This window comes from Myxococcus sp. AB025B, from assembly GCF_006518215.1.
GTDB classification, from domain to species: domain Bacteria; phylum Myxococcota; class Myxococcia; order Myxococcales; family Myxococcaceae; genus Myxococcus; species Myxococcus fulvus.
On record NZ_SRLW01000078.1, the window covers coordinates 21,673 to 35,968 of the forward strand.

Sequence of the window (14,296 nt, forward strand, 5' to 3'; positions counted from 1 at the left end):
TTGCAAAATTTCAGTGAAAGCGGAGTCGTGAGGCCAACCCGTTCGGGCCTGAAAAGGGGCTGGCGAGGGCCGCTCAGGGGGCGATTTGGAAGAAGCGGGCGGCGTTGTCGCGGGTGACGCGGCGCACGAGGCGCTCGGACAGGCGGGCCTTGGACAGGAGGTTGGTGACGCGGGCGAGGCCCAGGATGTCGCCCGCGCCGTCGCCGGCGTCGGAGTTGAGCACCAGCCGCTCGCTGCCGAGCCTGCGCACGAGGATGACGGCGCGCTCGGCGACGAGCGCCTCGGGGTGCAGCGTCAGCCCGGCCCAGTGGCCCACCTCCAGGATGGTGCGCACGGTGCGCGCGCTGGCGTGGTCCACCAGCACGCGCGAGGGCAGCACGCCGGACTGGCGCAGCAGCGTGAGGATGCGGCGCGTGTGGCGCTCCTTGTCGGAGAGCGGCGTGTGCACCACGACGCGCAGCTTGAGGCGGCGCGCCAGGGCGAGCTGCTCGAGGAAGGCCTCCTCCTCCTCCTCGCCGCCGGCGTGCAGCCCCGTCTCGCCGAGCGCGACGACGCGGCCGCCCTGGAAGTAGTCGGGCAGCGTGGAGAGGACCTCCGACAGCCCGCGCCGGGGGATGCAGCGCGGGTGGACGCCCAGCGCGGCGTACGCGCGGATGCCCAGCTTCTCCAGCCGGGGGAGCTGCCGCTCGACGATGTCGTCGAAGTGGCGCAGCAGCGCCTTGGACGTGGGCTCCGGGAAGTGGTGCGCGACGACGAGCGCCCGCTCCACCCCGAAGAAGCGCATCGACTCCAGGTCCTGGTCGCTCAGGCTCTCGGGGTGCAGGTGCGCGTCGAAGATGGGGAGGGGCTCGGCCACGGCGTCAATCCTGTCCCAGGGAGACACCCTCGTTGCGAGGGTCGCTCGCGGCGAAGCGCAGCCCCGTCTTGGGGTCGACGAAGACGGCCTCCGCGTCGCCCCACTGCTCCACGCGGCGCACCTTGTGGCCCTTGGCCTCCAGCGCCGACAGCGTGGCGGGCTCCAGGCCCCAGCGGTCCACCCACAGCTCGTCCGGCAGGTACTGGTGATGCACCCGGCCCTCGTTCACCGCGCGCACCACGTCCATGCCGCCGTCCACCACGTTGCTGATGACCTGGATGACGGTGGTGGGGATGGTGGAGCCCCCGGGGCTTCCCACCGCGAGCATCACCTTCTTCGGGTCCTCCTTGGAGAACACCAGCGTGGGGGACATGGAGGACTGGGGCACCTTGCCGGGGTGGACGGCGTTGGGCTCGCCCGTGACGAGGCCGTACGCGTTGGGCACGCCGGGCTGCGCGGCGAAGTCGTCCATCTCGTCGTTGAGCAGCACGCCGGTGCCCTTGGCCACCACGCACGAGCCGAAGCTGTAGTTCACCGTGGTGGTCAGCGCCACCGCGTTGCCCTGCTTGTCGACGATGGAGATGTGCGTGGTGTTCTTGCGCTCCGGCTCCGGCGTCAGCGTGGTGGGCTTGTCCGTCAGCGTGGAGCCCTGCTGCGTGCCCGCCGCCTGCGGCAGCAGCGCCAGGCTGGAGGTGGCCTTCTTCGGGTCGATGGAGCCCGCCAGGTCCGCGATGTGTCCCTTGGAGATGAGCCGCTGGGTGGGCACGTCCGCGAAGTCCGGGTCGCCCAGGTACTTCGCCCGGTCCACGTACGCGCGCCGCAGCGCCTCCACGTACAGGTGCACGCTGTCCGGCTCCCTCCAGGTGAAGCCCTGGGGCCTGAGCTGCTCCATGGCGCCCAGCACCTGGAGCACCGCCACCCCGCCCGCGCTCGGCGGCGGCATGGTGAGGATGCGGTGGCCGCGGTAGCTGCCCTCCAGCGCCTGGCGCTCGCGCGTCTTGTACGACGACAAATCCTCCAGCGTGACGATGCCGCCGCCCGCCTTCACCGTGTCCACGATGCCCTTGGCCACGCCGCCCGCGTAGAAGCCCTTGGCGCCGCTCTTCGACACCGCCGTCAACGTGCGCGCCAAATCGGTCTGGCGCACCACGTGGCCCACCGGGGGGATGACGGCCTCGCCCTGCTCGTTCTTCGTCAGGAAGATGCGGCTGGCCTCCGGGTCCTTGCGCAGGCACTCCAGCCGGCCCTCCGCCAGCGCGCGGTAGCGGGGCGTCACCCACAGCCCCTTCTTCGCCGCCTCGATGGCTGGCGCCAGCACCACGGCGCGCGGCAGGGTGCCGTGCTTCTCCAAAAGCTCCAGGTAGCCCGCCACCGCGCCCGGCACCGCGACGCTCAAGACGCCGTCCGTGGACAGCCCCGGCACCACCTTGCCGTCCTTGACGAACATGTCGCGCGTGGCCGCCTTGGGCGCCACCTCGCGGAAGTCCAGCACCCGGGTGGTGCCCGTCTTCGCGTCGTGCACCAGCGCGAAGCCGCCGCCGCCCACGCCCGAGTGGTAGGGCCCCACGACGGCCGCCACGAAGGCCGCCGCCACCGCCGCGTCCACCGCGTTGCCGCCGCGCTCGAGCATCTTCAGCGCCGCCTCGCTCGCGGGTGGGTACGCCGTGGCCACCGCGCCACCCCGGTACGGCCGCGCCGCCTGGGCCACGCCCGCCACCAGCATCAGCACCACCAGCGCCGCCGCCTCCAGCACCTTCGCGCGCGTGCGCGGGGCCTGCTTCTCGAAGCTCGTGTCGTTCACGGAATCCACCCCTCCTCGGGGCGCAATCAATACCTTGTGGCTGGCATTCGTCGCAGGGGATGTGTTACCCGGCGGACACTCACCCACACCTTGGGGCCGGGACTCGGGGGCGCCTGAGCGACTACACCTCTCCCGGTATGCACGAACTGTCCGCACCGGACCATGATTTCAACTCGGCAACATTTTTCCTCTTGGATTGTTCCTCCAGAGGGAGCATCCTTCCCCTGTCATGAGCCGCGAGTGGGGGAGCACATGAGCGCACCGGTCATTCCCGACAAACAGCCCCGACCCGGGTCTGTTCCGCCCTCCGGCCGCGTCACCCTCTTTCTCAAGCCCAGCTTCGGAATCACGGTGAAGAGCAACGCGCTGTGTGTCGCCGTGCAGGCAAAGCCCCGACCCGACAACACCTCGGAGACTTCGGAGCTTCGCCCGGTTGACGACTCGAATCCCGGTCCCTAATCCTCCGCCGCATGACAGCTCTGTCGGCGGTGGTGCTGTGTGCGGGCAAGGGCACGCGGATGAAGTCGAAGAAGGCCAAGGTCCTTCACGCCATCCTCGGAAAGCCCCTGTGTGCGTATCCCCTCAAGCGAGCGCTCGAGCTTGGTGCCACGTCGGTGGTGCCCGTGGTGGGCCATCAGGCCGAGAGCGTGGAGAAGGAGGTCCGTGCCCTGTTCCCCCAGGCGCCCCTCACCTTCGCGCTCCAGCGTGAGCAGCGGGGGACGGCGGACGCGGTGCGCTCCGCGGAAGCGGCCCTGAAGGGGTTCTCCGGGCGCGTGCTCATCCTCTACGGGGACGTGCCGTTGCTGCGCAAGGAGACCCTGGCGTCGCTGCTGGCCGCGCACGACGCGGCGGGCGGCGTGCTGGCGATGGTGACGACGGTCCTGGAGGACCCCACCGGCTACGGGCGCGTCTTGCGCGAGGGCGGCCGGGTGACGCGGGTGGTGGAGCAGAAGGACGCCAGCCCCGAGCAGCGCGCGGTGAAGGAGTGCAACGCGGGCATCTACTCCGTCGACGCGGCCTTCCTCTGGAAGGCGCTGGCCGACATCAAGCCGAACAACGCACAGGGCGAGTACTACCTCACGGACCTGGTGGAGCTGGCCGCGAAGCAGGGCCCGGTGGGCACCGTCGTGGCGGACGCCACCGAGACGGCGGGCGTGAATGACAAGGTGGAGCTGGCGGCGCGGGCCAAGGTGCTCCAGCGGCGCATCAACGACGCGCACATGCGCGCGGGCGTCACGCTGCACGACCCGGACACCACCTTCATCGAGGAGGACGTGGTGGTGGGCTCGGACTCCGAGGTGGGCCCGGGGGTGTCGCTGACCGCGGGCAGCGTCATCGGCGAGGGCGTGGTGATTGGCCCCGGCTGCGTGGTGAGCGCCTCCACCGTGGCGGATGGCTCGGTGCTCAAGCCCTACTCCGTGCTGGAGGAGGCGAAGGTGGGAGTGCGGAACGTCATCGGCCCGTTCGCCCGCCTGCGCCCGGGGACGGAGCTGGCAGAGGACGTGCATCTGGGCAACTTCGTGGAGACGAAGAAGGCGCGGATCGGCAAGGGCAGCAAGGCCAACCACCTGACTTATCTGGGGGACGCCCGGATTGGCGCGGGCTGCAACATCGGCGCGGGCACCATCACCTGTAATTATGACGGGGTGAACAAGAGCCTGACGGAGCTGGGGGACGGGGTCTTCATCGGCTCCGACACGCAGCTGGTGGCGCCGGTGCAGGTGGGTGACGGGGCCTATGTCGGGGCGGGCACCACGGTGACGAAAAACGTGCCTCCCGGGAGCCTCGCTGTGTCACGTGCGCCACAGGTGACGAAGGAAGGCTGGGTGGCCGCGAAGAAGGCGCGCCGCGCGGCCAAGGGTGGTTGAGCCAGGGCGTGGCTCTTGCTTGGGGAGCGGCCGGACTGCCGCTCCCGGAGATGTACGGGTATCCCTCGGTTTGCTCCGGCGGGCGTGGGCGTGAGAGAGAGGTCAGAACATGTGCGGGATTGTTGGTTACGTCGGTGACAAGGAATCGGCTCCCATCCTCGTGTCCGGGCTGAAGAAGCTCGAGTACCGGGGGTATGACTCGGCGGGCGTGGCGGTGGTGAACCGCAACGAGCTCAACGTGGTGCGCGCCACGGGCAAGCTGCGCAACCTGGAGAACCGCGTGGTGGCGGACCAGCCGAAGGGGAACATCGGCATCGGTCACACGCGCTGGGCCACGCACGGGCGTCCCTCGGACGAGAACGCGCACCCCCACACGTACAAGAACGTCGCGGTGGTGCACAACGGCATCATCGAGAACCACCTGGCGCTCAAGGAGCAGCTGCGCGCCAGGGGCCATGTCTTCTCCTCGGAGACGGACACGGAGGTCTTCGCCCACCTCATCTCGGAGGAGCTGGAGAAGGGCAAGGACCTGCCGGACGCGGTGCGCGGCGCGATCGAGCAGGTGAAGGGCACGTACGCGCTGGCGGTGGTGAGCGCGTCGGACCCCAACCGCATCGTCGCGACGAAGAACGCGTCGCCCATGGTGCTGGGCCTGAGCGAGGGCCAGAACTTCATCGCCAGCGACGTGCCCGCGGTGCTCGAGCACACGCGCGACATCGTCTACATGGAGGAGGGTGACCTGGCCATCGTCACCGCTTCCAAGGTGGACATCTTCAACCGCCAGGGTCAGCCGGTGAACCGCGCCACCCGCCGCATCGACTGGACGCCGATGATGGCGGAGAAGGGCGGCCACAAGCACTTCATGCACAAGGAGATCTGGGAGCAGCCCCGCGCCGTCGCGGACACGCTGCGCGGCCGGATGCTCCTGTCCGAGGGCGACGTCCACTTCGAGGGCTGGAACCTGACGCCCGAGAAGGTCCGCTCGCTCACGAAGATCACGATTCTCGCGTGCGGCACGTCGTGGCACTCGGGCGTGGCCGGCAAGCACATGATTGAGACGCTGGCGCGGCTGCCGGTCGAGGTGGAGCTGGCGAGCGAGTTCCGCTACCGCGACCCCATCGTCGAGGGCACGCACCTGGCCATCGCCATCAGCCAGTCGGGTGAGACGGCGGACACGCTGGCGGCGTTCAAGGAGGCCAAGGCGCGCGGGGCCACGGCGATGGCCATCTGCAACGTCATCGGCAGCGCGATGACGCGCGAGGCGGAGTTCTCCGTCCTGACCAACGCGGGCCCGGAGATTGGCGTCGCGTCCACCAAGGCGTTCACCACGCAGCTGGTGGCGCTCTACCTGCTGGCGGTGAAGCTGGGCCGCATGCGCGGGACGTTGTCGGTGAAGGCGGCTCAGGAGCACCTGACGCACCTGACCGAGATTCCGAAGATGATCGAGGACGTGCTCAAGTGCGAGCCGGCCGTGAAGCGCGTGGCGCGTGAGTTCATGAACGCGCAGGACTTCCTCTTCCTCGGCCGCGGCCCCATGCACCCGGTGGCGCTCGAGGGCGCGCTGAAGCTGAAGGAGATTTCGTACATCCACGCGGAGGGCTACGCGGGTGGCGAGATGAAGCACGGCCCGATTGCGCTCATCGACGAGAAGATGCCGGTGGTGGTCATCGCGCCGAAGCAGCCGCACGTGGCCTACGAGAAGATCATCGGCAACGTGGAGGAGGTCCGCGCGCGCGGCGGCAAGGTCATCGCCGTCATCGACGAGGACGACAAGCAGGTGGACGGCCTGGCGGACCACGTCATCCGGATTCCGGCGGCGTGCGCGCTGCTGGCGCCGGTGGTGGCCACGATTCCGCTGCAGCTCCTCGCGTACCACGTGGCGGAGATGCGCGGGAACGACGTGGACCAGCCGCGCAACCTGGCCAAGAGCGTGACGGTGGAGTAGCCGTCGCTCGCGCCTCCTGAGGCACGCGGAGCCCGGGTTCCCCTGATGGGGGCCCGGGCTCCTGTCGTTCCGGGGCTCGGGCCTCCCCGGTGGGCCGGCAGGCTGTCGCCCGGAGGAAGTCGCGGGCGCCTGGCGCTTTGATGCCCACCCGCTTGCGTGGATACAGTCACCGGGTGTCGGACGCCACGCGCACCCAGCCTCCCCTGCACCAGACCGAGCAGGAGCCCGGCGAGGAGCGTCTGGCGGACCTGGCGCCCTGGACGCCCCCTGGCGCGGAGCTCGGGCCCCAGGGCCTGACGGACCTCTCCTCCTGGGCCGCGCCCGCCCCAGCGCACCTGGTCCGGCCCACGCCTCCGGTGGAGCTGCCCCTGCCCGTCCTCGTCCGGGTGGAGCAGGCCGTGGCCGCGCCCGAGGCGGAGCGCCCCGAGGCCGCCTCCCGGCTCAACGAGGTCCTCGCCCAGCTCGCCCAGGGCGGCGGGGAGCGTCAGGTGGCGGACACCCTGCACCGGCTGCTCGACAGCGGCCGGCTGGAGGGACTGGTGGACGCCCGGGGGCGCTCGTGCCGCGCCGTGGCCGTGGAGGCGCTCCTGTCCCTGGGCTTCCCCTATGCCCTGGAGGTCCAGCCCGAGGACCTCAAGCACCTGCGCGCCAACCACGCCTCGCGCCCCAAGGGCCGTCCCGGCGCGCTCGACTTCGGCCCGGAGGTCCCCGCCCTGGTGCTGGGCGGCGGCCTCTTCGCCCAGATGGTGGAGGAGTTCCTGCGTCCCGGCGTGGTCGAGGGCACGGTGACCTTGCAGGTGGGCCTGAGCGCGCTGGCCATGCTGGCCTTGTGGCTTGCCCCGCCCCGGACTCCCGTGTACCGCCTGGGCCTGGGATTGCTGGCCCTCGTGTCGGGCTACGGGCTGCTGCTGGCCCTCGGCTCGGCGGGGCATGCCGGGGGGCTGTGGGCAGGTGTGGCAGGCGCGGTGGCCGTCCTCCTGGCTGCCCTCCGCGAGAGCTGACCGGCAGGATTCAACACGGATGTCAGAGGGGTGGACTAGGGTCTACCCATCGCGTACTAAAAGCGCGTTCAGGTGAGCCGGGGTGGCTCGCCAATACAAGGAGCCAAGAGAAATGGCCGTGAATCAGGAGAAGGAAAAGGCGATCGAACTGGCGATGTCCGCGGTGGAGCGCCAGTTCGGTAAGGGGTCCATCATGCGGCTCGGCAACGACGAGCCGCTGATGCGGGACGTGCAGGCCATTTCGACGGGCTCGATTTCGCTGGATATCGCCCTGGGCGTGGGCGGCGTGCCCAAGGGCCGCATCATCGAGATCTTCGGACCGGAGTCCTCCGGCAAGACGACGCTGTGTCTGCACATCGTCGCCGAGGCGCAGAAGCGCGGCGGCATCTGCGGCTACGTGGACGCCGAGCACGCGCTGGACGTGGGCTACGCGCGCAAGCTGGGCGTGCGCACCGACGACCTGCTCCTGAGCCAGCCGGACACCGGTGAGCAGGCGCTGGAGATCGCGGAGATGCTGGTGCGCTCGGGCGCCATCGACGTGCTGGTGGTGGACTCGGTGGCCGCGCTCGTTCCCAAGGCGGAGCTCGAGGGCGAGATGGGCGACGCGCACATGGGTGTGCAGGCCCGTCTGATGAGCCAGGCTTTGCGCAAGCTCACGGGCACCATCGCCAAGAGCCAGACGTGCGTCATCTTCATCAACCAGATCCGCATGAAGATTGGCGTCATGTTCGGCAACCCCGAGACGACCACGGGCGGCAACGCGCTGAAGTTCTACGCGTCGCAGCGCCTGGACATCCGCCGCATCGGCGCCATCAAGAACGGCGAGAACGTGGTGGGCAGCCGCACCCGCGTGAAGGTGGTGAAGAACAAGGTGGCGCCTCCGTTCAAGGAGGTCGAGTTCGACATCATGTACGGCACGGGCATCTCCCGTGAGGGCGACCTCATCGACCTGGCCTCCAACGACAACATCGTGGAGAAGAGCGGCAGCTGGTTCTCGTTCAACGGCGAGCGCATCGGCCAGGGCCGGGAGAACGCGAAGGACTACCTGCGGGAGCACCCGGAGGTGGCGCGCGACATCGAGACCCGCGTGCTGGAGAAGTACGGCATCGCGAAGGGCGCGCCCCTCTCCGCGGCCCCCGCGGAGGAGGCCCCCGCCGAGGGTGCCAGCGAGAAGCGTCAGCGCGTGAAGGCCGTGAAGTAACGCCTTCCCTCGCGGAGCTTCGACAGACGGGGTCGTCCTCCTTCGTGGGGGCGGCCCCGTCGTCGTTGTCGGCCCAGGGCATGCGGGGCGAGCGGGTGGCCCCTGGCGCGGAGTGCTGACACGACGCGTTGTGTCCGGCGCGTGGCGGGGATGTTGCCGGAGTGATGGACGAGGGCCGTAGACTCCCGGGCGTTTCGCTAGCGCTTGCCCCTGGGAGTGTCACCTTGTTCGACCGTCTGAATCGTCGCAGCTTCCTTCAGGCCGTGGTCGCCGTCGCGGCGAGTACCTCATTCGGGTGCTCGGATGATGACGACACGAAGAAGCCCACCGCCGACGCGAAGTACTTCCCGCAGTCGGTCTGCTCGGGAGACCCGAGGCCGGACAGCGTCATCCTGTGGGTGCGCGCGGTGGACCCGGACAACGCGGGCGCGGACGCGCCGGTGCGGCTGGAGGTGTCCACCCGCGCGGAGTTCAGCGACTTCGTGTTCCGGGGCGACTTCACGGCGCTGGCGGCGAACGACCACGCGCTCAAGGTCAAGGTGACGAAGCTGGCGGCGCGCACCACGTACTACTACCGCTTCGTGCTGACGAAGAACGGGACGGAGTACACGACGGCGACGGGCCGCACCCGCACGGCGCCGGCGGCCGGGGCGGACGTGGCGGTGAAGTTCGCGTTCGCCAGCTGCCAGGACTACATCGGCCGTTACTACAACGCGTGGCAGCGACTGCTGGAGCTGGACGAGGACCTGGACTTCATCGTGTTCCTCGGCGACTACGTCTACGAGACGACGGGGGACAAGTCCTTCCAGTCGGGCAACACCGAGCGGCGCGTGGTGTTCAGCGAGCCGGACCAGGCGCTGCAGCTGGGCTCGGGTGAGTCGACGTATTACGCGGCCAACGCGCTGTCGAACTACCGCGACCTCTACAAGACGCTGCGCACCGACAAGCTCATCCAGCAGGTGCACGAGCGCTACCCGTTCATCATCATCTGGGACGACCACGAGTTCTCCGACGACAGCTGGGGCTCCAACGCGACGTACCTGGACGGGCGCGCGGCGGAGAACCAGATTGAGCGCAAGCGCAACTCGGAGCGCGCCTTCTTCGAGTACATCCCGCTGGACAACACGGCCTCGGCGGAGGGCGCCATCGACGTGGCGAGCGCGCCGGTGTTCCCGAACACGCGCGTCTACCGGGACTTCGACTTCGGCAAGCACCTGAAGCTGGCGGTGTCCGACTACCGCACCTACCGCCCGGACCACCTCATCCCCGAGGACGCGTACCCGGGCAAGGTGGCGGTGGAGGCGTCGGTGCTGGGGTTGGCGCTGCCCACGCTGCCGGCGCCGGTGCAGGCGTTGCTCCAGTCGGAGACGTTCGCGTACACGAGCCTGGACCTGCCGGAGCACGCGACGCAGAAGGCGGTGCTCCAGGGCGCGTACGTGCAGCAGGCGGTGGCGGCGGGCCTCACCCAGGACGCGGCCACGGTGAAGGCCCAGACGTGGGTTTCCGGGAACGTGTCGCTCTTCTACGCCAACCAGGTGCTGACGGCGGTGAACGCGGCGCGCGAGGCCGCGGGGCAGCCCGCGATTCCGCTGCTCTCCACCGCGGGCACGCTGCGGGGGCTCGCGTACGTGCACCTGGGCAAGGGCTCGCTCTTCAACATCCAGGGCTCGCGCTACATCGTGGTGAAGCCCATCTACGACTTGTTCTCCGCCCTGCGCTACGCCACCTCGGCCGGGCTGAGCGAGGACGCGCTGGGCGCGACGCAGCAGGCGTGGCTGCAGAACCAGCTGAAGGCGGCGAACACCTGGAAGATTGTCGTCAGCTCCGTGTCGATGACGTCCATGGTGTTCGACCTGTCGGCGAAGACGGACATCCCGGACCCGACGCTGCGCCAGGTCTTCTACTTCAACGCGGACCAGTGGGACGGCTTCCCCGCGAAGAAGAAGGAGCTGCTGGAGTTCATCGCGCAGAACCAGGTGAAGAACGCGATGTTCATCTCCGGCGACATCCACGCGTCGTTCGCGTCGGTGGAGGGCGGCGTGCCCGCGCTGACGGCGCCCGCGATTACCTCCGGCTCCATCAAGGAGCTGGCGGGGCTGGCCGTCATCGGCGCGGGCTACGGCCCGGGCAGCGCCGTCTACAAGTACGTCGTCACGGAGCTCAACGAGTCGCTGGCCGCGGGCAACCCCGGCATGCGCTATGTGAATGGTGACGCGCACGGCTTCGTGGTGATGGAGGTGAAGGGCGACGAGGCCCTGGCCGCCTTCCACCTCATCCCCAGCACGGAGGTGACCAAGGACTACTCGGTGCGCGGCGCCGCGGAGCTGCAGGCGCAGTTCACCCGCGTGGACTTCCGCGTGCAGAACGGGGCGATTACCAAGCTCTGAGTCCACGGGCACTGAAGCGCTCCCACGCTCACCCGTGGGAGGACGAGGGCCGCGCCGGGAGCCAGAAGGCTTCTCCCGGTGGCGGCCTTCGCCGCTTTGGTGAGGTTGGAAAATTTCCTGGGGACTGGCGTTTTGCGTGAATGAGTCTCCAGGCCTCCGTGTCGTCGCCGGCACGGAGAGACACCTGGCGGGTTCACCTGGAAAGGAAGGCAGCACGATGAGCGCTCAGTCCCCGAAGAAGAAGCTGACCCTGAAGAAGGCGACGCTCCGCACGCTCGAGACGGTGGCGCCGTCGCTGCTGGAGGGCGTCGTCGGTGGCGCGGGCCTGGGGCTCGAGAACGCCGTCACGCTGACCGCCACGCACGACCCCAGCCGCCTCACGCTGAAGACGCGCTGACTTTCCGCGGGGAGTGTCCCGCTCGCCGGAACGGGTTAGAAGTCCGGGCATGGTGACTGGTGTCGTGGCCTCGGACCTGTTGCTCGTTCCGGCGCATCCTGAGCACGTGGATTTCTGGCTGGCGCTGCGCGCCGAGGCCGGGGCCCGGCGCTACGTGGACACGGAGGATGACTCGCGGGAGGTGCTGGTGAAGCGCATCCTGGAGGCGGGCACGCTGGGGGAGCCCCGCGCGAAGGGGTTCCGCTGGTTCGTGCGCCTGGGGGACGCGTGGGTGGGCACGGTGTCCGCGCGGGACGTGTCCCGGGAGCACGGGCGCCTGCAGATTGGCTACATGATGGCGGAGGCGTACCACGGGCGCGGGCTGGGCTCGCGCGCGGTGGGGATGATGCTGGAGCGCCTGTTCACGCTGCCGTTCCTGCACCGGGTGTGGCTGACGACGCTGTCGGAGAACCTGGGCTCCCAGGGCGTGGCGCGCAAGCTGGGCTTCTCGCTGGAGGGGACGATGCGGGGGCACAGCGTGCTGCGAGGGGAGCGCAAGGACCAGCAATTCTGGGGAATGTCGCGCAGTGACTGGGAGGCACGCGGGCGCGGGTGACGCGCGCTGGGAGCCGTGTGGGGGGCGGGTTATAGAAGCGGCGTCATGCACGCCTACGCCGCTGAGCTGTCGCAGGAACTGGGGCTGAAGCCCGAGCAGGTGGACCGCACCCTGGCGCTGAACGCCGACGGAGCCACCGTCCCCTTCATCGCGCGCTATCGCAAGGAGGTCACCGGAGGGCTGGACGAGGTGCAGATCCAGACCATCCTGGACCGGGCCGGCGAGCGCGCCGAGCTGGACTCGCGCCGCGAGACGATTCTGCGCTCCGTGGAGGAGCAGGGGAAGCTGACGCCGGAGCTGGCGAAGGCGCTGAAGGCGGCGAAGACGCGCACCGAGCTGGAGGACCTCTACCTGCCGTACCGGCCCAAGCGCCGCACGCGCGCGGCGATTGCGCGGGAGCGCGGGCTGGAGCCGCTGGCGGACCTGCTGTGGAAGCAGGACGGGCGCAAGGGCGAGGACGCGGACGCGAAGGTGCGGCCGTTCGTGAACGCGGAGAAGGAGGTGCCGGACCTGGCGGCGGCGCTGGCGGGGGCTCGGGACATCTGCGCGGAGCGGGTGAGCGAGGACGCGGGGCTGCGCCGCGAGTCTCGCGAGGTGTGCGCGAAGCGGGGCACGCTGCGCTCGGACGTGGTGCCGGCGAAGAAGAACGAGCCGACCAAGTTCGAGAACTACTATGGCCACGAGGAGCCGCTGTCGCAGGCCCCGTCCCACCGCGTGCTGGCGCTCCTGCGGGGTGAGGAGGAGGGCGTGTTGAAGGTGCGGCTGAACATGCCGGACGACGAGGTGAAGGCGCTGCTCGCGAGCCGGGTGGTGACGAAGCCGCAGGCGCTGTTCGCCTCGGAGCTGCGCGCGGCGGTGGAGGATGGGTGGGAGCGGCTGATGGGGCCGTCGCTGGAGTCGGAGCTGCGCGCGGAGCTGAAGGAGCGCGCGGACAAGGGCGCCATCGGTGTGTTCGGAGAGAACCTGCGGCACCTGTTGTTGACGGCGCCGGCGGGGGCTCGGGCGGTGCTGGCGTTGGACCCGGGTCTTCGCACGGGCATCAAGCTGGCGATGCTGGACAACACGGGGAGCGTGGCGGAGACGCTGACGCTCTACTCGGAGCGCGGCGCGGACGAGCGGGCGCGGGCGGCGAAGCTGTTGTCCGCGGTGGTGCAGAAGCACAAGCCGGAGCTCATCGCGGTGGGCAACGGGACGGGCAGCCGCGAGGCGGAGACCTTCGTTCGCGACACGCTGAAGGCGCTGGGCGTGCAGGTGCCGGTGGTGTCGGTGAGCGAGCAGGGCGCGTCCATCTACTCGGCGTCGGAGGTGGCGCGTGACGAGTTCCCGGAGATGGACGTCAGCCTGCGCGGCGCGGTGTCGATTGGGCGGCGGTTGCAGGACCCGCTGGCGGAGCTGGTGAAGATCGACCCCAAGAGCATCGGCGTGGGGCAGTACCAGCACGACGTGGACCAGGGGTTGTTGAAGAAGAAGCTGGGCGAGGTGGTGGACTCGTGCGTGAACGCGGTGGGCGTGGATGTGAACACCGCGTCGCCGCAGCTGCTCGAGCACGTGTCCGGCGTGGGGCCGTCGCTGGCGAAGAAGCTGGTGGCGCACCGCGCGTCGAAGGGGCGCTTCACCACGCGGCGGGAGCTGTTGAAGGTGAGCGGGCTGGGGCCCAAGACGTTCGAGCAGGCGGCGGGCTTCCTGCGCGTGCGAGGGCCCGAGCCGCTGGACGCGAGCGCGGTGCACCCGGAGCGGTACGCGGTGGTCGAGCGCATGGCGAAGGATTTGGGCGTGGAGGTGGGGGCGTTGGTGGGCAACGCGTCGCTGGTGCGGAAGATCGACCCGAAGAAGTACCTGGGCCCGGACCTGGGCGAGATGACGTTGAAGGACATCCTGGCGGAGCTGGAGAAGCCGAGCCGGGACCCGCGTGGTGACTTCTCGGCGCCGACGATGCGCGATGATTTGCGCACGTTGGAGGACGTGAAGGAGGGGATGGTGTTGCAGGGCGTGGTGACGAACGTCACGGCGTTCGGCGCGTTCGTGGACGTGGGCGTGCACCAGGATGGCCTGGTGCATGTGTCGCAGATCTCGACGAAGTTCGTGAAGGACCCGTCCGAGGTGGTGAAGGTCGGGGACCGTTTGACGGTGCGCGTGCTGAGCGTGGATTTGCAGCGCAAGCGCCTGGCGTTGTCGGTGCGCGCGGCGCAGGAGGGCGGAGCGGCGCAGCCCTCCGGGCGGCCCTCGGTGGGCGGGGCTTCTGGGG

The 14,296-nt window shown here is 69.6% G+C and carries 10 protein-coding genes; 8 read left to right on the forward strand and 2 right to left on the reverse strand.

Features of this window, described 5'->3' with window-relative positions; translation table 11 throughout:
- Positions 1-73: 73 nt before the first annotated feature.
- The gene (locus FL311_RS15455; protein WP_141325910.1) at positions 74-856 is read right to left on the reverse strand and encodes a TatD family hydrolase; all 783 of its coding nucleotides are present in this window, start codon (positions 854-856) and stop codon (positions 74-76) included.
- A 4-nt stretch (positions 857-860) separates the two neighbouring features.
- Positions 861-2,579: a gamma-glutamyltransferase gene (gene ggt / locus FL311_RS15460; protein WP_141325919.1), complete on the reverse strand. Its 1,719-nt coding sequence runs from the start codon at positions 2,577-2,579 to the stop codon at positions 861-863.
- A 536-nt stretch (positions 2,580-3,115) separates the two neighbouring features.
- Between ggt and glmU the strand changes: the two genes are divergently transcribed.
- The 8 genes from glmU to FL311_RS15500 form a co-directional block, all read left to right on the forward strand.
- Positions 3,116-4,525 (forward strand): bifunctional UDP-N-acetylglucosamine diphosphorylase/glucosamine-1-phosphate N-acetyltransferase GlmU, encoded by a 1,410-nt coding sequence (gene glmU, locus FL311_RS15465; protein ID WP_228556892.1) that lies wholly within the window; start codon positions 3,116-3,118, stop codon positions 4,523-4,525.
- 109 nt (positions 4,526-4,634) lie between these two features.
- Entirely contained in the window at positions 4,635-6,470 is a 1,836-nt protein-coding gene (gene glmS, locus FL311_RS15470; RefSeq protein ID WP_141325912.1) for a glutamine--fructose-6-phosphate transaminase (isomerizing), read from the forward strand.
- Positions 6,471-6,643: 173 nt separating this feature from the next.
- On the forward strand, positions 6,644-7,471 hold the full coding sequence (locus tag FL311_RS15475) for a hypothetical protein (RefSeq protein WP_141325913.1): 828 nt from the start codon (positions 6,644-6,646) through the stop codon (positions 7,469-7,471).
- Between the two features lie 112 nt (positions 7,472-7,583).
- A complete protein-coding gene (gene recA, locus FL311_RS15480; RefSeq protein WP_141325914.1) occupies positions 7,584-8,672 on the forward strand; it encodes a recombinase RecA in 1,089 nt (362 codons plus the stop codon).
- Positions 8,673-8,896: 224 nt separating this feature from the next.
- Entirely contained in the window at positions 8,897-11,059 is a 2,163-nt protein-coding gene (locus FL311_RS15485; protein ID WP_228556891.1) for an alkaline phosphatase, read from the forward strand.
- 217 nt (positions 11,060-11,276) lie between these two features.
- Positions 11,277-11,456 (forward strand): hypothetical protein, encoded by a 180-nt coding sequence (locus FL311_RS15490; protein ID WP_141325915.1) that lies wholly within the window; start codon positions 11,277-11,279, stop codon positions 11,454-11,456.
- Between the two features lie 49 nt (positions 11,457-11,505).
- Positions 11,506-12,051, forward strand: coding sequence for a GNAT family N-acetyltransferase (locus tag FL311_RS15495; protein WP_141325916.1), 546 nt, complete (start codon positions 11,506-11,508; stop codon positions 12,049-12,051).
- 45 nt (positions 12,052-12,096) lie between these two features.
- Positions 12,097-14,296 (forward strand): Tex family protein (locus tag FL311_RS15500; protein ID WP_141325917.1); only part of this gene is annotated, 2,200 nt, incomplete at its 3' end.